General features: G+C 66.5%; 15 protein-coding genes and 4 pseudogenes. 4 read left to right on the plus strand and 15 right to left on the minus strand.

The features are described from left to right. The first annotated feature begins 32 nt into the window (after window positions 1-32). Complete coding sequence (locus tag BKA16_RS20530) at window positions 33-602, plus strand: PPA1309 family protein (protein WP_183372414.1); 570 nt, start codon at window positions 33-35, stop codon at window positions 600-602. 10 nt (window positions 603-612) lie between these two features. Here BKA16_RS20530 and BKA16_RS20535 read toward each other — a convergent pair whose 3' ends face one another. Then, window positions 613-1665: a YlbL family protein gene (locus BKA16_RS20535; protein WP_183372415.1), complete on the minus strand. Its 1053-nt coding sequence runs from the start codon at window positions 1663-1665 to the stop codon at window positions 613-615. Window positions 1666-1736: 71 nt separating this feature from the next. On the opposite strand from BKA16_RS20535, the gene BKA16_RS20540 reads away from it, so the two are divergent. The 3 genes from BKA16_RS20540 to BKA16_RS20550 all read left to right on the plus strand — a co-directional run bounded on the left by BKA16_RS20540 (window position 1737) and on the right by BKA16_RS20550 (window position 5373). Then, a complete protein-coding gene (locus tag BKA16_RS20540; RefSeq protein WP_183372416.1) occupies window positions 1737-3092 on the plus strand; it encodes a zinc-dependent metalloprotease in 1356 nt (451 codons plus the stop codon). A gap of 74 nt (window positions 3093-3166) precedes the next feature. Further along, window positions 3167-3997 carry a hypothetical protein gene (locus BKA16_RS20545; RefSeq protein WP_183372417.1) on the plus strand — a complete coding sequence of 277 codons (831 nt, stop codon included), beginning with the start codon at window positions 3167-3169 and terminating at the stop codon, window positions 3995-3997. Between the two features lie 62 nt (window positions 3998-4059). After that, window positions 4060-5373 carry an ABC1 kinase family protein gene (locus tag BKA16_RS20550; protein ID WP_183372418.1) on the plus strand — a complete coding sequence of 438 codons (1314 nt, stop codon included), beginning with the start codon at window positions 4060-4062 and terminating at the stop codon, window positions 5371-5373. 99 nt (window positions 5374-5472) lie between these two features. Here the strand turns inward: BKA16_RS20550 and BKA16_RS20555 are convergent, their stop codons facing one another. The 14 genes and pseudogenes from BKA16_RS20555 to BKA16_RS20620 form a co-directional block, all read right to left on the minus strand. Continuing rightward, the gene (locus BKA16_RS20555; RefSeq protein WP_183372419.1) at window positions 5473-5751 is read right to left on the minus strand and encodes a WhiB family transcriptional regulator; all 279 of its coding nucleotides are present in this window, start codon (window positions 5749-5751) and stop codon (window positions 5473-5475) included. A 423-nt stretch (window positions 5752-6174) separates the two neighbouring features. Next, the gene (locus BKA16_RS20560; RefSeq protein ID WP_281378504.1) at window positions 6175-6543 is read right to left on the minus strand and encodes a tyrosine-type recombinase/integrase; all 369 of its coding nucleotides are present in this window, start codon (window positions 6541-6543) and stop codon (window positions 6175-6177) included. Further along, window positions 6527-6790: pseudogene (locus tag BKA16_RS24355) on the minus strand (tyrosine-type recombinase/integrase); the annotation flags it as partial. The gene BKA16_RS20560 and the pseudogene BKA16_RS24355, both read right to left, overlap by 17 nt. Before the next feature lie 333 nt (window positions 6791-7123). Next, window positions 7124-7420, minus strand: a pseudogene (locus tag BKA16_RS20570) (integrase core domain-containing protein); the annotation flags it as partial. Between the two features lie 4 nt (window positions 7421-7424). Next, window positions 7425-7616, minus strand: a pseudogene (locus BKA16_RS20575) (transposase); the annotation flags it as partial. Window positions 7617-7630: 14 nt separating this feature from the next. Next, a complete protein-coding gene (locus tag BKA16_RS20580; RefSeq protein ID WP_183372422.1) occupies window positions 7631-8698 on the minus strand; it encodes an IS110 family RNA-guided transposase in 1068 nt (355 codons plus the stop codon). 179 nt (window positions 8699-8877) lie between these two features. After that, a protein-coding gene (locus BKA16_RS20585) for an IS3 family transposase (RefSeq protein ID WP_183373082.1) occupies window positions 8878-10046 on the minus strand; the annotation gives its coding sequence in 2 pieces (ribosomal slippage) (window positions 8878-9759 and window positions 9762-10046; 1167 coding nt in all). 198 nt (window positions 10047-10244) lie between these two features. Then, a pseudogene (locus BKA16_RS20590) lies at window positions 10245-11408 on the minus strand (IS30 family transposase); the annotation flags it as partial. 253 nt (window positions 11409-11661) lie between these two features. Continuing rightward, window positions 11662-12950 (minus strand): IS3 family transposase gene (locus BKA16_RS20595; protein WP_183369294.1). Its coding sequence is split into 2 segments (ribosomal slippage): window positions 11662-12656 and window positions 12656-12950, totalling 1290 coding nucleotides; the frame shifts between segments, so codons are not numbered across the junction. Window positions 12951-13149: 199 nt separating this feature from the next. Further along, window positions 13150-13785 (minus strand): hypothetical protein, encoded by a 636-nt coding sequence (locus BKA16_RS20600; RefSeq protein ID WP_183372423.1) that lies wholly within the window; start codon window positions 13783-13785, stop codon window positions 13150-13152. A 155-nt stretch (window positions 13786-13940) separates the two neighbouring features. Next, window positions 13941-15947: an ATP-dependent DNA helicase UvrD2 gene (locus tag BKA16_RS20605; protein WP_183372424.1), complete on the minus strand. Its 2007-nt coding sequence runs from the start codon at window positions 15945-15947 to the stop codon at window positions 13941-13943. Window positions 15948-16034: 87 nt separating this feature from the next. Then, window positions 16035-16292 carry a mycoredoxin gene (locus BKA16_RS20610; protein ID WP_183372425.1) on the minus strand — a complete coding sequence of 86 codons (258 nt, stop codon included), beginning with the start codon at window positions 16290-16292 and terminating at the stop codon, window positions 16035-16037. Between the two features lie 30 nt (window positions 16293-16322). Beyond that, entirely contained in the window at window positions 16323-17228 is a 906-nt protein-coding gene (gene nudC, locus BKA16_RS20615; protein ID WP_183372426.1) for an NAD(+) diphosphatase, read from the minus strand. Further along, window positions 17228-18289: an NAD-binding protein gene (locus tag BKA16_RS20620; RefSeq protein ID WP_183372427.1), complete on the minus strand. Its 1062-nt coding sequence runs from the start codon at window positions 18287-18289 to the stop codon at window positions 17228-17230. Before BKA16_RS20620 ends, nudC begins: the two co-directional genes overlap by 1 nt. Between the last annotated feature and the right edge of the window lie 5 nt (window positions 18290-18294).

Below are 18294 nucleotides of genomic sequence, written 5' to 3' on the forward strand. Positions count from 1 at the left end.
CCTTGTGCGGCGCGGGCTGTGACAATGGCGTGGTGACTTCTGGCGCCTCGTCTTTCCAACGATTCTCTCAGGCCGATCTCGGCAACGCACTCGCCCAGTGCGCGGGCTACGTCGCGGCGGGTCCGTGGGGGTCTCCGGCGGTCCTGTTCGGACTGGTCCCGACCTCGCTGCTCGCCGAGCAGGCGCCCGATCTCGTCGACGCCGCCGACGACTCGGCACTGAGCCCGATCGTCCAGGAGTCCGGCGACGTCGACCTCGAAGAGCTCCTGACCTCCGTCTCCTGGCCGGACGCGGTGGTCGGCTGCGCGATCGTCACCGAGATCACGGTGCTCCCTCCCGATGCGGAGTCGGCCCTCGATGACGCGTTCGAGCCTCTGCTGGCCGATCCGGAGGCCGCGGACGCCGCCGCACGCGATGCCGCCCACACTCACCCGGAGCGTCGCGACGCCCGACTCATCGCCGGGGTGCTGCGCACGGGTCAGCGCATGGCCCTGCTGTCGTTGCGGGCACGCGAGGGTGAGGACCCGGCCGTCGAAGCCGATCTGCGAACCCATCCGACGCTCGCCCCCAACGTGCTGGACGCCCTGGCGTCGACGTTCTGAACGACGCGCGCTAACAGTGCGGGCGCGGCTTGTCCGTGCCGAGCGTGTTCAACGCGTCGACCGCGCCGGTAAGGGTGTCGATCTTGACCAGCTCGATGCCGTCAGGCGCCTTCGACGTGGCCAGCGAGCAGTTCTCCGACGGCACCAGGAACACGGTGGCGCCCGCATCCTTGGCCGCCTTGATCTTGTGGTCGATGCCGCCGATCGGACCGACCTTGCCGGACGGGTCGATGGTGCCGGTGCCCGCCACGAACTCACCGTGCGACAGGTCGCCGGGCGTCATCTGATCGATGATCGCCAACGTCATCATGGTGCCCGCCGACGGTCCGCCGATGTCTCCGATGTCGAAGGTCACATCCAGTCGCGGGTCGGCGGGGACCGAGCGCATCGTCACCCCGATGTAGGCCGCACCCGGCCGATCCGGGCGTTCGCTCAGCTTCACCTGGGCGGTCTGCGGCTTCCCGTCGCGGAGGAACTCGACGTCGACGGTCTCTCCCGGCTCGCGGTGACCGATCGCGGCGCTCATCTCCTCCATCGTCGTCACCGCGGTGCCGCCGATGGAGGTGATGCGGTCGCCCTCACGCAGCACCCCGGAGGCGGGCCCCTTGTCGACGACCTCCTTGACGCCCACCGCGGTCGGCTTGTTCAAGAAGTTGAGTGCGGCGAGGGTCGCATCGTCCTCCGAAGTCGTCATCTGCTGCAGATTCTCCTGCCGCACCTCGTCCTGGCTCTGCCCCGGCTTGTACTGGAGTTCGCGTGGCTGCAGCTCCGACGACGGCGACAGCCACTTGCCGATCGCCTGGAAGAGCGTCAGCCCGTCGAGCAGCGACACCGTCGTCAGATTCAGGTGCCCCTTCGGATTCGGGTCGACGGCGCCGTCCACCGTCACCACTCGCTGCGGCCCCTGCTCGGTCTCGATGGTTCCGAGGGTGTTCACGGTCGGTCCCGGGCCGAGCGCCACATAGGGGACGCGGACGAACATGCCGAGGCCGATGAACACCGCCAGCAGAGCGACCGCCACATAGATGGTGATCATCCTGCGGTGGCTGGGATTGCTCATCATTGGGCCCAGGGTAATCGAGTCCGCCGCGCCGAGCCCGACAGGATCGCGTGTGCGGACGGTACCGTGGAGACATGAACGATCTCCCCTTCGGATTCTCCTCGAGCGGCTCGGGCGACGACGACCACGACGACAACGGCCGGAATCAGGGCCCGGCGGGCGGATTCGACCCGGATATGCTCGGTCAACTGTTCAATCAGCTCGGCAGCATGTTCAGCGGCATGGGCGCGGGCATGGGTCAGGGCGGACCGTCGGGCGCGGTGAACTACGAGGTCGCGGCGAACCTCGCGCGGCAGCAGATCGGCTCGTTCACCCCGATGCTCGAGAAGGAGGCGACCGCCGTCGCCGACGCCGTGCGCCTGGCCGAACTGTGGCTCGACGATCAGACGACCCTGCCCGCGGGCATCACCACCACCGCGGCGTGGACACCCGTCGACTGGCTGGAGAACACGATGCCGACCTGGCGGACGCTCTGCGATCCGATCGCCGAGCAGATGGCCCGCGGTATGACCGACAACCTGCCCGAAGAGGCCAAGGCGATGGCCGGCCCGATGATGGGCATGCTCGGTCAACTGTCGGGAAGCATGTACGGCAGTCAGCTCGGTCAGGGTCTCGGCACGCTCGCCAAGGACGTTCTGACCTCCACCGACATCGGTCTGCCGCTGGCCCCGGAGAACACCGGTGTGCTGCTTCCCGAGGCGATCGCCCGTTTCTCGGAGGGGCTCGACCTGCCCGCGCAGGAGATCATCGTCTTCGTCGCCGCCCGGGAAGCCGCGCACGTCCGTCTGTTCTCGCACGTCCCGTGGCTCAAGCAACGTCTCCTCGCCACCGTCGAGCAGTACGCGCGCGGCATCAGCATCGACTTCTCCGGAATGCAGGATCTGGCGCAGGGCATCGACCCGCAGGAACTGTTCACCAACCACGAGAAGATGGAGGAGCTGATGGGGTCGGCGGCAGCGTTCGAGCCGAAGACCACACCCGAGCAGCAGGCCGCGCTCAGCCGCCTCGAGACCCTCCTGGCGCTGATCGAGGGCTGGGTCGAGACCGTCGTCTCCGATGCTCTCGGCGACCGGATCCCGGCGACCGCGGCCCTCACCGAGACCATGCGTCGACGCCGCGCCACGGGCGGACCCGCCGAGCAGACGTTCGCCACTCTGATCGGTCTGGACCTGCGTCCACGCAAGCTCCGCGAGGCCGCCGACCTGTGGCGCAGACTCGCCGAAGCGTCCGACGTGACCACGCGCGACGGGGTCTGGGGCCACCCCGACCTGCTGCCCGACGCCGACGACATCGACGCGCCCGCAGGCTTCATCGACTCGGTGATCGGCGGCGGCACGTCGACCTTCGACGATCCGATCGCCGAACTCGAACGCACCATCGCCAAGGAGAAGGAGAAGGAGGAGCGCGGCGAGGACGACGCCTCCTCCTGACCCCGCCGCTCGCGGTCGCGCGCCTGTGGAATTCGCTCTCGACGGATCGGTCGCGCCGTGACACTGTGACCGGTATGACGTCGGGGGGCGATCGGACACTGCCAGTGCTGGCACCGGGGACACCGGTGCTGGCCCGCCTGGACTCGGGAGTTCATGTCGGCTGCGATCCGACATCGGCCGTCGTTCTGCGTCCGCCCGCCGGAGTCGATCCACGAGCCGTGGCCGACCTGCTCCAGTCGATCCGGGTTCCGGTGTCGTACCGGGAGATAGCCAAACGCGTGCGTGCGGCGGGCCTCGACGCCGCGTCGTTTCGGGCCCTGCTGGAACCGCTCGTCGCCACCGGCAAGGCAGCACTCCCGTGTCCGCGCCGCCCACTGCCGGTTCACGTGTCCGGTACCGGCGACCTCGCCGCCGGGCTGGCCGCCGCGCTGCGGTCGGCAGGCCACGATGTGGACGACGTCGATCGCGGGACCGGTCTCGTCGTCCTCGTCGACCGCCCGGTCCCCGACCCGACGCAGATCGCCGCCCTCATGGAGGCGGGCACACCGCATCTGAGCGTTCATCTCCGCGACGGTGTCGGCGTCGTCGGCCCGCTGGTGCTACCCGGTATGTCGAGCTGCCTGCACTGCATCGACCTCCATCGCGCCGATCTCGATCCGCAGTGGCCGGTACTGGCGGCGTCCTTGTCGAGGATGTCCGGGTCGGCTCCGGCCACGGTGCGCCAGGCGACGGTCGCGACCGCCGTCGCGCATGTCGACGAGATCGTCGCGCTCCGCACGTCGGGCAGTCCGGGACTGCCGACGGCCGTCGGTCGAACGTTCGAGTACGCGGTCGGTCCGACCCGGATGTCCTCGCACGTCATCGCCCCGCACGCGCGGTGCGGATACTGCCGGGGGCAGCTGTAGCCCAGTTCACTCGTACGACCGGTTACAGCTTCCACTATCCTGAGTGCCGGGGAAAGGACACCATGAGCGACATCACACGCGGTTCCGGCAGACGCAACGCGAAACTGGCCTCGCTGCCACTGGGCATGGCCGGTCGCGCCGTCGGCGGATTCGGTAAGCGCATGACCGGCAAGAGCAAGGACGAAGTCAACGCCGAGCTCATGAACAAGACCGCGGAGCAGTTGTTCTCCGTACTCGGCGAGCTCAAGGGCGGCGCGATGAAGGTCGGTCAGGCCCTGTCGATCATGGAAGCCGCGATCCCCGACGAGTACGGCGAGCCGTTCCGCGAAGCCCTCACCAAGCTGCAGGCGGAGGCCCCGCCGATGCCGGCCGCCACCGTGCACAAGGTCCTCGATCAGCAGCTCGGCACCCGCTGGCGCGAACGGTTCGAGTCGTTCGACGACGAGGCGGCCGCGTCGGCGAGCATCGGCCAGGTGCACCGCGCGGTCTGGAAGGACGGCCGCGCCGTCGCCGTCAAAGTCCAGTACCCGGGCGCCGACCACGCGTTGAAGGCCGATCTGAAGACGCTCAGCCGCATGTCGGGCCTCATCCAGAGGCTGTCGCCCGGCACCGACGTCAAGGGGATGTTCGACGAGCTGATCGAGCGTACCGAGGACGAACTCGACTACGTGTCCGAGGCGAACAACCAGCGCGCGTTCGCCAAGGCCTTCGACGGCGACCCCGACTTCGTCGTGCCCAAAGTGGTCGCCAGCGCGCCCAAGGTGATCGTATCCGAATGGGTCGACGGAACGCGTCTGTCGAAGATCATCGTGGAGGGCACCCAGGACGAGCGCAACGCGGCCGCCACCAAGATGACGACCTTCGAGGTGAGTTCCCCGGCCCGCGTCGGTCTCCTGCACGGCGACCCGCACCCGGGCAACTTCTTCGTCCTCGACGACGGACGGTTCGGCATCCTCGACTTCGGTGCCATCGGCCACTATCCCGACGGCCTGCCCGCCAAGACCGGCGAGATCCTCGCCCTGGCCCGAGACAAGCGCTACGACGAACTCCGCGACCTCATGGTCGAGACCGAGTTCATCCGTCCCACCCACGCCGACCGGGTGACCGCCGACGATCTCGCGAACTACCTTCAGCCCTATGTGGATCCGCTCTACAGCGACACCTTCCACTTCACCCGCACCTGGCTGCAGCGTGCCGCGGGGCAGGCCACCGACATCACCGGCGACGTCTACAAGACCTCCCGCAATCTCAATGTGCCGCGTGAATACGTGATGGTGTTCCGCGTCCTCATCGGCTGCGTCGGCATCGCCGCCCAGCTGAACGCGGAGGCACCGTACCGGAAGATCATGGCCGACTGGGTGCCGGGCATCGCCTGACCGCGTCCCGCCGACCCGGGCAGTCGATTCAGTCATCCGCTCGGAACGCCGGTGGGAACCATCAGTCGGTTCCCACCGGCGTCCCGAGGACGTCCGGCCTCATGCGGCCGGGTTCTTCCGCGGACGGCCGCGGGGCCGCTTACGCGCGACGACCGCCCCGGCGGAGAAGATCTCGCCGCCCCACACACCCCACGGCTCGGCGTTCTCGAGGGCGACTTCGAGGCACTGGACGCGGAGCGGGCACTCCTGGCAGAGCGCTTTGGCCTGTTCGAGGTGGACGGGGGCTTCAGCGAACCAGAGGTCGGCGTTCGCGCTCTGGCACGGAAGCTCGACGGCTTGTCGCCCGGTCGTGTTCTGGGAAAGGGTGGGGGTACTCATGTAAGTCGGGCTCTCTCATCATGTGATGAACGGGTGTTCGTGTGGAGAAGAACCCCGGCCGACTCGCTCGGTGAAACGAATGGGCCACGGGTCCGCTGTCGCGATTCGCCGTGGCCTCGTCTGTTCCGTCTAGTGCGTGACTGTGTGTGACGCGTGACTAGGGGGTTCGGAACGGCTGTCGATAGCCTGAACGGGTCGAGGGGAATCGCCGGCGCTCTCGCGCCACAGCTCCTGCTGGTGCACTGGCTTCTAGTGCCTGATGCCAAGTGTTCTTGATCATTTCTGCGACTCCTTCCGTTCCGAATCTCCACCACACGCCGAGAGGGGCGTGTCACTTACTCGAACTACTGTATGTGTCTGTCGAAAAGCGCACAACCTATTTTCTACCTGCGGATATAGATCTAACGAAGGGCCTCCGCCACGTCAGGGCAGGGATCGAATCGCCCCAGGCGTCTCCGTACGCCCTTCGTTTACGCCCTTACTCCCTCGCTGTGCCTCGGCGAGTTGTTCGACGGCGCTTCGAGACGAGCCCGGCAGCACGTGAGCGTAGGTCGAAAGCGTGGACGTCACGGACGAGTGACCGAGCAGGTCCGCGACCGCGCGAACGTGCACCCCGGCTTCGAGCCACGCAGTCGCCGCCGAGTGACGCAGGGTGTGGGGCGTGATCGACTCGGGATCGGCCACTCCCCCGTTCTGGGCAGCAGCGTGTACGACCGGCAAGAGGTTCTGGGCGGAGACGAAGTCACCGAGGTGGTTGGTGAACACCATCTCGTCATCACCATGCCGTGCCAGCCTTCAACCGCTCCTCGAGTTGGCGCTTCCTCAGCGACCGCAGTTCGCGCACCATCTCGTCAGTGATCGGGATACGACGCCGCGAGCGTTTCGTCTTGGGCGCAGACAGAACGTGCTCCCCGTTCACCCGAGTCAGGGTGTGGCAAATACTGATCTCTCGCTTGTCGAGGTCCACGTCCGACCACATGAGCCCCGCTGCCTCACCGCGCCTGAGGCTGCTCTGTGCGAGTAGCAGCACAGCGACGTAGTAACGCTCGTGCGCGCGTCTTCCAGGAGCCGACGGACGTCCTCAGGGGTGAGTACGCGCGCCTCTTCACGGTCGATGCGAGGACGCGACACCGATGCAGCCGGGTTCTTGGCGATCAGCCCGTCACGCACCGCACCATCGAGCGCAGCGCGGACCACCGCATACATGGACCGGAGGGTCGAGTCCGCGTACCCCTCGCGACGCTTCTCCACGATCAGCGCTTCGATGTGTGTGGGCTTGAGCCGGTCGAGGGGCACCCGCGCGAAGTCGCCGGATTCCAGGTATCGCATGCTGATGTGCGAGTACTGAAGCGCCCTGGGTTTCGTTCCGTGGTTACACGGTCGCGGTCGTCGTGGTGTGAGTGTAGGTCGCTTCGACGTTCGCCGGGGTGCGGTAGCCGAGAGCTTCGTGGAGCCGGGAGGTGTTCCACCAGTGGACCCAGCCCATCGTGGCGAGCTCAACCTCGCTGACTGACTCCCAGATCCGCTTGGAGTAGATCAACTCCGCCTTGTATAGGCCGTTCACTGTCTCGACCAGCGCGTTATCGTAGCTATCGCCGACGGTACCTACTGAAGCCGTAACTCCCGCGGCGAGCAGAGCGTCCGAATAGGCGAACGAAACGTATTGGGCGCGTTCAATCGGTCGTTGCAACACCGGGTTGTTGGATCGAGCATAGCTGCTCGGCGAACACCTCGGCGGGAGTGCGCCAGCCCAGGCTCTTGCGGGGCCGGTTGTTGAGCGCGAGAGCGACGGCTTCGAGGTCGTCGGCGGACCACCGGGACAGGTCCGTGCCCTTCGGGAAGTACTGACGTAACAATCCGTTCGACGCTCCTATGTATGTCAAGCCGCTGCGGGCGTGGTCACGAGCTGGGCTGCGGCTTCGATTCGTCGGTAGAGGCGTCGAGCGAGTGCGCGCTTGACGGAGCGTCGGATGTCGCGGTGTGTTTTGCCCTCGGCGGTGCGTCGAATCTCGTAGGCACGGGTCTCGGGGTGGCACCTCATCCGAGTGATGGCGACCGTGTGTAGGGCGCGGTTCAGTGCGCGGTCGCCACCGCGGTTGAGTCGGTGCCGGGAGTGTTGTCCGCTGCTTGTTTCAAGAGGGGCGACGCCGGCCAGCGATGCGAAGGCTGCTTCGTTGCGGACGCGTCCGTGGTGGGACCAGCTGATCAGCAGTTGCGCGGCGACCACCGGGCCGACACCGGGCTCGTCAAGCAGGACTGGTCCTGCCGGGTGCTGCTTGATCAGCTCCAGCAGCTGGGGATCGAGCTCTGCCAGTTGAGTAAACAAGAACTTCACTCGCGCAGCGATGGACTGCAGGCTGAACACGCACAGGCGGTGCTCGATCGATGCTGTCGCTGAAACTTGTAGCTCTTCGATCCGGGTGAGCTGGCTGCGCAGCGTCCGTCCGCGCAACTGCGCACGGATCTGTTCGGGTGCAACGACGATCAGGCTCTTGAGCTCGTTGATGGCCTTGGTCCGGCTGACCAAAACACCTTCCCGACAAGCGAATACCATTCGTAACGCTTCGCGTAGGCCGCCGGCTCTCGGCGCGCCCTGCTCATCTCGAGCCAGTGCCTGGCGTGCGGCGCGGATAGCGTCGATACGATCGTTTTTAGCACCGTGGGACCGTTTGAGAGCGCCGACCTCGGCTACTGTCTCGTCGGCATCGATGAGGACAGCGGCCAGGCTGGCAGCGAAGCTGCCGGTCCCTTCCAATGCCCAGATCCGCCGACCAGGAGCGTGTTCGTCGGCCCAGGTGAGCATCCGTTCGTAACCAGCGCCATCTGCCGCCTCAGCCACGTGGGCGAGCACGCGCCCGGTGCCGGTATCGAGTACGGCGAGGTCGATCGTGTCGCGGTCCGGATCGCCACCGATGACGAAGTCGTAGTCCTCTGCGAGCATGGCCATTGCGGTTGTCCTTCCTGTTGAAGTCATCGTGGAAGGCATCGGCCTGGGTGAAGGTCACAGGTCGCGGCAGCACTGTGAGGGGTCACGCCGGCGAACGGCGGACAAGCTCCTAATCAAGCCAAGACGAGTGGGCCAGGTCGGTGCCGGGTCTGCTGCACGGATAGGTGACAGTTTCGGTGTCATGCCGCGGTGAGCGCGGCGGTGTTGAGAATGGCCTCGAATTCGATAGGTGTCAACCGGCCCAGGCGGGCTTGCCGACGTCGGCGGTGGTAGGTCCGTTCGATCCAGGTGACGATCGCGATCCGCAGCTGTTCACGGGTGGCCCAGCGTTGGCGGTCGAGAACGTTGCGTTGCAGCAGCGCAAAGAACGATTCCATCGCGGCGTTGTCCCCAGCAGCACCGACCCGCCCCATCGATCCGACCAGACCGTGCCGATTCAATGCGAACACAAACTTCCGTGCACGGAATTGAGATCCCCTGTCCGAGTGGACAACACAACCGGCAACGCTGCCTTCTCGGCGGGCGATGGCGTTGTTGAGCGCATTCACGGCCAGGCCGGACTGCATGCGGGAGTCGATGCTGTATCCGACGATACGACCGGAGCAGGCGTCTTTGATCGCGCAGAGATACAGTTTGCCCTCGTCGGTCCAGTGCTCGGTGATGTCGGTGAACCACAGTTGATCGGGTGCGTCGGCGGTGAAGTTGCGTTCGACCAGGTCGTCATGCACCGGCGGGCCCGGTGTTTTGCCGGCCCGGCCAGGCTTCTTCCCGAAGCTCGACCACCACCGATTGGCCGAGCAGATCCGCCAGGCCGTTCGTGAGCTCATCGGCTGACCAGCATGTTCTGCTTCATCGGCGAGGAACCGGTACCCGAACTCCGGGTCATCACGATGGGCGTCGAACAGGGCATCCGCCCGTTGCGCTTCGACACGATCAGAGGTGGTGACCGGGTCTTTGAGCCACCGGTAGTAAGGCTGGCGGGAGAGCTTAAGCACCCGGCACGTCACCGTCACAGGAATCCCAGCTTCGGCGAGCTCTGTCACGAGCGGGTAGAGCCTTTTCCCGGCAGGTTCGCCTGCGACAGATACGCCGCGGCTCTGCGCAGGACCTCATTCTCCTGCTCCAGCAACCGGATTCGCTTGTTCGCTTCCCGTAGCTCCGCCCACTGCCCGCTCGTCACCCCGGGCTTGTTGCCGTCGTCGATATCGGCGCGGCGCATCCACTTCTGCAAGGTCATCGGGTGCACCCCGAAGTCCTTCGCAATCTGCTCGATCGTCACACCGATTTCACGGTCCCGGGCAACCCGAACCACGTCATCACGGAACTCTTTCGGATAAGGCTTGGGCACGATGGTCATCCTTCCAGGCCGGCCTTCCCAGGCAAGCCAGATCAGATGTCACCTATCCGTGCAGCAGTCCCCCGACAACCCCAGGGACAGGTCAAACGAAAGACACGCCAACGAGGCCGGTCAGTATTCTCGAGAGTCACCTCGAGTTGTCGGTACCAGCCTGGCTCAACAACCCAACCGAGCCGCTTCGATACTCACAGTGTTCTCGTTCGTCGGCCGTTGCCAGGGCGAGTGAGGGTCGGCGAAGAACACTTTCGTGCCCGTTTCGAGCGCGAACTGGGCGTGGGCGGACAGTTCCTTGCCGCGGTCCCAGGTGAGCGTCCTACGGAGCTGTTCGGGAAGCTTCATCATCGACGCTGTGAGCGCGACGTTCATCGCGACGGCGCCATAGCCGGCGAGCGCCGGGCCGTTCTTCACCGGCGGGCTCTGGCCATAGCCCTCCAGCCGCGGCAGATGCACCAGCAGGGTCGAGCGGCTCGCGCGTTCGACGATCGTGCCAATCGCGGTCTTGTTCTGCTCCCCGGTGATCAGATCGCCCTCCCAGTGCCCGGGAACGGCGCGGTCGGCTGCCTCTGCGGGGCGCTTGGAGAACACGACGTCGGCGGTGACATGCCCGTGTGGTCGGTTCTGTGCTCGAGCCCGTGGCCGACGCAGTGCACGGCCTGTTCGCAGACAGGTGACGAGCTCACGTTCGAGGGCGCCACGGCCCTGGATGAACAGCGACTGGTAGATCGCTTCGTGGCTGATGCGCATGGACTCATCATCGGGGAAGTCGACCTTCAGGCGGTGCGATATCTGCTCCGGGCTCCACGCCAGCGCCCACCTACGGTCCTGCCGGTGCGGCTTGTTCAGCCCCTTCCATGCCGGCGGCTCAGGCCCGACGACAACCCTGCCGTCCGGTCGACGGATGTTGCCGGCCAGTCGTTCCTGGACGTACCCACGCAACCGGTCGTTGGTCACCAGCTTCGCTGTCTTCGGTCGCTTCGCCGCCTGCTGGGCTTTCCACTGCGCCACCAACGCGCGGTACTCCTGCTTCCCACCGCGCGTGGCTGCGTTGCGGCGCAACTCACGCGAGATCGTTCCCGGGTCGCGGCCAGTCCTGCGTGCGATCTCACGCACGCCGACCTGCCTGGCGCGCAGGAGCGCGATCTCCTCACGCTCGGCGAAAGACAGATAGCGGCCGGTAGGTTCAGCAAGCGAGATCGGAGCCATACCGCCAGCGTGACGGAACCAGCGAGCGCCAACCGGCACAGACACGCCCACCGTCAACGCCGCTTCGGCCGAGTTGATGCCCGTCGCGATCAGGCGCCAGAACTGCCGCTGCACCGCCCGAGAGGGTTCGGGCCGTCCGGGCGAGCGCATCGGCGGGCGCAATGCCCGATCGGCACGCCACTGCCGCCGAGCCCCTTCCAGAACCCCGCTCGTCTTCGCAGACCAGTCCTTTGTCGCCACTGCTGAACACCTCCACAGTCAAGGTGTTGCGACGACCATTTGAATCCGCCTTGACTTCCGGCATCGCTGTGATGCACCAAACCGGTCGGAGTGAAAGCGAATTCACCTCTCCGACGAGTGAACAGTGCTTGCTCTATGATCCATCCCGGTGTTTCCGGAGAGCTCAGGTCGTGAGTGCCTCCTCCGGATTGAGGGTGGCGATCCGATCGTAGTGGAGTCGCTCGGCGTGGTCGGGGGTGAGGTCGTGGCAGTAGCTGTGAGGCCGCTGCCGGTTGTAGAACGCGACCCATTCGGCGGTGGCCAGTGACAGTTCCGCGACGCCGTGGAATCGGGGCTGGTTGTCGACGAGTTCGTTCTTGTAGTCGGCGTTGACCGATTCGGCTAACGCGTTGTCGTAGCTGTCACCGATGCTGCCGATCGAGGCGGCGATCCCCGCTGCGGCCAGCCGTTGCCCGAACGCGAGAGCCGTGTACTGCGACCCCGCATCGCTGTGATGAATCAGATGATCGAAAGCCGTTGTGCCACAACGTTTCCGGTTGTCAATCGCGTTGTCGATAGCGGTGGTGACCAGGTCGGAGGTCATCTCCGCGGCGACTTTCCAGCCGACGATCTTGCGGGCGAAGACGTCGGTGACGAACGCGGTGTAGGCCCAGCCGCCGACGGTGCGGCAGTAGGTGAAGTCGGCCACCCACAGCCGGTTGGGTGCGGCCGCGTAGAAGTGGCGGTCGACCAGGTCGGCCGGCCGGTGATGCTCGGGGTTGGGGGTCGTGGTGCGCGGGGACTTTTTCTTCGACGCCCCGCGCCAGCCCATCTCACTCATGAGACGCTCGACGGTGCAGCGCGCCACATCAATTCCATTGCTGCGCAATATGATCCATGTCTTGCGTGAGCCCAGGACGCGGGTCAGCGGGTGCTGCCGGCGCATGGTGAAAATCGCGTCGATGACGCGAGCATCCGCCCGCATGCGCGCCGACGGACTCCGCCGACGGTACTCGTAGTACGTGGACGGGGCGATGGCCATACCGTGCTCGGTGAGCACCTGGCACATCGAATCGACTCCCCAGACAAGACCATCGGCGCCCACCCGGTTTCCCTGGTGAGCGCCGATGAACCCCACGATCAGCGATGTGGCCGGTCGATCTCGGCCGCGAAGAAAGCTGATGCCGCCTTCAGGATGCCGTTGGCACGTTTGAGTTCGGCGACTTCCTTGCGGAGCCGACGCACCTCCTCAGCCGTATCGGCCGAAGCGCCGCCCGAGGAGACCGAGGCGGCCCCGACGCCGGGGGCCTTACGCACCCACTGGCGCACCGTTTCGGCTGCGCCCACACCGAGCAGGTCCGCGGTCTTCTTCATCGCCGCCCACTCCGTCGAACCCTGACCCACCAACTCCACCACCATCGTCACCGCGTCACGCTTCAACTCCGCCGAGTAGTGCTTCGTTCCTGCTGCCATGAGATCCATCTTCCCTTGAGACGAACCCTCCGGAAATCCCGGGACGGATCAGAGCCACGTCAGCGCTGTGACCAGCAACGACTCTCGCAGGACGTCCACACGGGCGCCTGAGCGCGACGGTGGACGCCTGGCTGCGCGATGCGCGCACATCGGCGTGCACACGCACACGCGAGGCGCACGGGACGAACGGGCACCTACCTCAGCGCTTACCGCCGATGGGCTCCCAGTCGTCCCACCAGTCAGTCCAATTCATCTCGACGCGTATCCACTCCATGCCGGACATCTGATCGAGGAAGTCTTGTTCGCGGCCCCACCATTCGCCGATCGGGTAGACCCAGTCCCTCCACGACAATTGGTAGCCAGTGGGCACAACCTGCCCGACGTTCTCAGGAGCAAAAACTGCAATCGCAAGCAGCCCGAGTACCACGGACGCCGGGAACCTCGCCGTTTCATTCTCGAAGCTGTACTCGTGAACACCGCTACGGTTCTTGTAAGGCGTGAGTTCAAAGCCGTCCGGAAGTTCGTCGCCGTGGCCGTGCGAACAGCGATGGATACCGTAGATGACGTCGGCGACGTCCGGGCGCTTGTCGGGAAGGTCCGATCTCACACGCAGAGGGAACCGTGTCTTGTCGAGGTCGATACCGGGAATACCCAGTATCGCCATGACCTCCATCGAGTCACGGATCGCCGACTTGAACCGGTCTCCCACCCCTTTCTTGGGGTAGCGCTTCTTCCCGGTTCCATCGACGGCGTTACAGGCGTGGAGCATGGCTGGCTCCCACTCCTGACGATCCCAATGATCGAGGGAGTAACGAACAGAGTCCCCCACCTTCATACCAGAAACACTAGTCGAGCACGGTTCGCGTACGCCCTCAGATACGCCCTTTCGCGCACATCCCGTCACGTTCGCCTTGGTAGCGATCAGGTGCCTGACGTGCACGACCGAACATCACCGGACATCGTGCGCATAACCTGCGGTTTTGTCCACCCCTAGCCGAAGAGGCTGTCGTCGACGACGGCGAGGACCGCGTGCCCGATGGCGTCGACGCGCTCGGCGCCGAAGCCCTGCACCGCGGCGAGTTCGTCGAGGGTCGACGGGAGCTCGGTGGCGATCCGGCGGACCATCATCGTGCTCATGACGTTGACGGGGGCGATGTTCTGCCTCGCCGCGTAGTCGCCGCGCCAGGCGGTGAGCGCCTTGAGCACATTGCGATCGGGTTCCTGTCGAGGTTCGGCGAGCCGAGTCCTCGCGGTGTCGGGCAGGAGTCCGTCGAGGAACTGGGAGCGTTTGCGGGAGGATCGTCGACCGTCACCGCGAGACAGACTCCACGACAGGTGCAGGTGCTCGCGTGCTCGAGTCACACCGACGTAGAACAGCCGGCGTTCCTCTTCGATCTCTTCGCGCGTACCGGTGGCCCGCGCGAGCGGGACAGAGCCCTCGTGGAGCCCGGTGAGGAACACCGCGTCCCATTCGAGCCCCTTGGCCGCGTGCATGGACGAGAGGGTGACACCGTCGACGACGAGCGCGTGCTTCGACCGGGAACGCGTCTCGAGTTCCTTGACGACGCCGGCGAACTCGGCCGACGGCTGCTCGGCGACGATGGCCTCGACGAGTTCGACGAGCCGCAGCAACTGTTGCCAACGCGCCTTGGCGTTGGCGCCCGCGGGCTCGGCGTCGGTCAGTCCGACCGCTACGAGGGCTCGTCGTACCGCGTCGACCACACCCATCGGCGGCGGCGGTCCCTCGGCGAGGGTCGTGAGTCGACGCATGCCCGCGACGATCTCGGGGCGTGAGAAGAATCCCTGATCGCCGCGCACCTGGTAATCGATGCCCGCTTCGCTCAACGCCTCCTCGTATTGTTGCGACTGCGCGTTGACGCGGTAGAGGATCGCGATCTCGGTCGGCGGAACTCCGGCGCGCAGCAGCCGTTTGCACTCGGCCACCACGCACACCACTTCGCTCTCGGCGTCCTCGTTCTCCGAGAACACCGGTGCCGGCCCGCCGTCGCGCTGCCCGACGAGTTTCAGTCGCGTCCCGGCGATCCGTCCGACGGCGTTGCCGATCACCCGATTGGCGAGATCGACCACCTCCGGGGTGGATCGGTAGTCGCGCTGCAGTCGTACCAAGGTGGCGTCGGGGAACCGCCGAGTGAAGTCCAGAAGGTAGTCGGGGGTGGCGCCGGTGAAGCTGTAGATGGTCTGGTTGGCGTCGCCGACCACGGTGAGGTCGTCGCGCTCCCCCAGCCAGGCGTCGAGGAGGTTCTGCTGAATGGGCGTGACGTCCTGATACTCGTCGACGACGAAGCTCCGATAGCGGGACCGGAACTCGTCGGCGATCGCCGGTTCGGCCTGCAGGATCATCGTGGTGTAGATGATGAGGTCTTCGAAGTCGAGGAGCCGATCTCCGTCGGGGGAGACCTTCGCGTCCTCGTAGGCGGCGAACACCTCGGCGACGGTTCGCGCGTCGGTCGGCAGGTCGCGGTGACTCGCCGCGGCCGCATCCGGGTAGTCGGCGGGACCGAGGTTCGACGATTTGGCCCATTCGATCTCGGACGCGAGATCACGGATGAGGTCGCGGTCGGCGGCGTCGAGGCCGCGGTCGCGTGTCACGCGCGTGAGGAGGCGGAACTTGTTGTCCATGAGTTCCCAGCGCGCCGACCCCATGACGCGCGGCCAGAAGTAGCGGAGCTGCCGCAGAGCGGCCGCGTGGAACGTCTGAGCGACCACGGCGCCGCCCGGCCCGGACACACCGAGCCCGGCGAGCCGTTCGCGCATCTCGGCGGCCGCGCGTGCGGTGAACGTCACGGCCAGGACCTGGCTGGGGTTGACCTGCCCGGACTCGATGAGGTGTGCGATCCGCCGGGTGATGGTCCGCGTCTTACCGGTCCCCGCACCGGCGAGTACGCAGACCGGCCCACGCGGCGCCGTCACCGCCGCCGACTGCTCGGGGTCGAGCCCCTCCAACGCCTGTGCTCTCACCTGCTCCATCACCGTCATGCCCTCACGGTCTCATCCGCCTACGACAATTGATGCGCCGCAGCCCTCAAGAAGACGCAGCGAAACGGGGACGCGCCCGCAGAAGAACTAGAGGAGCCCCAACTTGCTCATGACCTCCCCCACCGCCGGGTTGGTCGCCGTCGAACCGTCGGCGTACCGGGCGGTCGGGACGACGTGGTTCCCGCCGTTGACCGACCCGACGAACTCGGCGGCTTCGGGACTGGCCTCGATGTCGATCTCGGTGTACTCGACCTTGTTCCGGTCCAGTCCCGCCTTGAGGCGGCTGCAGAACGGACACCAGCTGGTGGTGTACAGGGTCAGTTCGGGGCTTGCTGCATCGCTCATGGGTTCAATCCCAGCACATCCCGGGCTCGGTCACGAGCGCGGGGCGCGGGCCCAGCCGTCGATGAGACTGCGGGCGATCGAGATGGAGCCCGGCAGCATGAGTCGGCCGTCGGGGTTGTCGCCTGCCCAGTCGTCGCCGCGTTCGAGGGCGGTGAGCACTTCGTCGCGGTGGAACCACTGTGCGTCGGCGAGTTCGCCGTCGCGGAGTTCGAGGGGCTGCGTCGGGTCGGCGACGGCCTCGAAGCCGCACATGAGCGAACGCGGGAACGGCCACGGCTGAGAGCCGAGGTAACCCGGGCTGTGGACGATGATGCCCGCTTCCTCGTACACCTCCCGCTGCACGCACTGCTCCAGGGACTCGCCGGGTTCGACGAAGCCGGCGAGCGTCGAGAACCAGCGGTCCGGCCACACCGACTGGCGGCCGAGGAGGACCTGGTCGGCGCCGTCGTGAACAACCATGATGACGGCCGGGTCGGTGCGCGGGAACTCGTCGGCGCCGGCCGCGGTGCTCAGCAGCCAGCCGCCCTGCGACGGCGTCAGCTCGCTGCCGTCGACGGGTGAGAAGCGGGCGGTCCGATGCCAGTTGAGCATGCCGACGGCGGTGGCGAGCAACCCGGCCTCGTCGTGGGAGAGCCGGTGCGCACCGGTACGCGCGTCCGCGCTCGGGCCGGTCACCTCGTCGACGCGCAGCGCCCAGCGGTAGCCGTCGGCGTCGCCGAGGAACAGCGCACCCGCCGGGGGCTCGTCGCCCGTGGCCTCTTCCCAGGCGATGGCGCCGTCGGCGGTGACCGGGTAGCGCCCCCGGTGATCGACGTGCAGGACTCGTGCGCCGGCCCAGGCGGTCGCCAATCGCTCCGGATGCTTGCGGATCTGGTCGGCCCGATCGAACTCGGCGCGCGCCATCGTGGGCGGGACGGTGAACTCGAACGATGCCATCAGGCGGGTCCTCCTTGTCGGACGTAGAGCAGTCGGTCGCCGATCTCGATCGCCTCGACCTCGGCGTCGCCGACGCGGTAGAGCTTGCCCTCGCGGACCACCCCGAGGACGAGGTCGCGGGTGTGCGCGGGTGAGCCGCCCGCCTCGGACGGATCCACCTCGCGTTCGGCGATCGCATAGCCCTCTTCGGGGCTCAGCAGATCCTCGACCACTTCGACCACGGACGGAGTGATGGTCGCGATGCCGAGCAGACGGCCCGCGGTCTCCGAGGAGACGACCACCGAGTTGGCGCCGGACTGCCGCATGAGGTGGGTGTTCTCGGCCTCTCGGATGGACGCGACGATCTTCGCGCGCGGATTGATCTCGCGGGCGGTGAGGGTGGCGAGCACGGAGGTGTCGTCGCGGTTGGCGGCCACGACGATCGACGCCGCGTACTGCACGCCGGCCAGGCGGAGCACATCCGATTTGGTCGCATCGCCGCGGACGGTGACCAGACCGTGGGCCGCGGCGTGTTCGAGAGCCGTCGGGTCGTTGTCGACGACGACGATCTCGGAGGGCTTGCCGCCGTCGGCGATGACCGCGTCGACAGCGGTGCGACCCTTGGTGCCGTAGCCGATGATGATGGTGTGGTTCCGCACGCGGTTCCTCCAGTTCTGGATCTTGATGGCCTGTCGGGACCGTTCGGTGAGGACTTCCAGCGTCGTGCCGATCAGCACGATCAGGAACAGGACGCGCAGCGGGGTGATGAAGATGACGTTCACCAGGCGCGCCGATTCGGTGATCGGTGTGACGTCGCCGTATCCGGTCGTGGAGAGCGTCACCGCGGAGTAGTAGAGCGAGTCCAGATAGCCGAGCGGGGTGCCTTTGGCGTCGCGGTAGCCGCCGCGGTCGAGATAGACGACGATCGAGCAGACGAACAGTGCGATCAGCGCCCACAAGATGCGTCGTCCGATGGCCCGGGCAGGACTCTTCTCGACTTCCGGGATTCGGACGACGCCGACGAGTGCGTAGTCGGGTTCGTCTACGAGGCCGCCTCTGCGGCGGCGCAGTCGTTTGCGCACAGGCT

Source organism: Gordonia humi, assembly GCF_014197435.1.
GTDB lineage: Bacteria > Actinomycetota > Actinomycetes > Mycobacteriales > Mycobacteriaceae > Gordonia > Gordonia humi.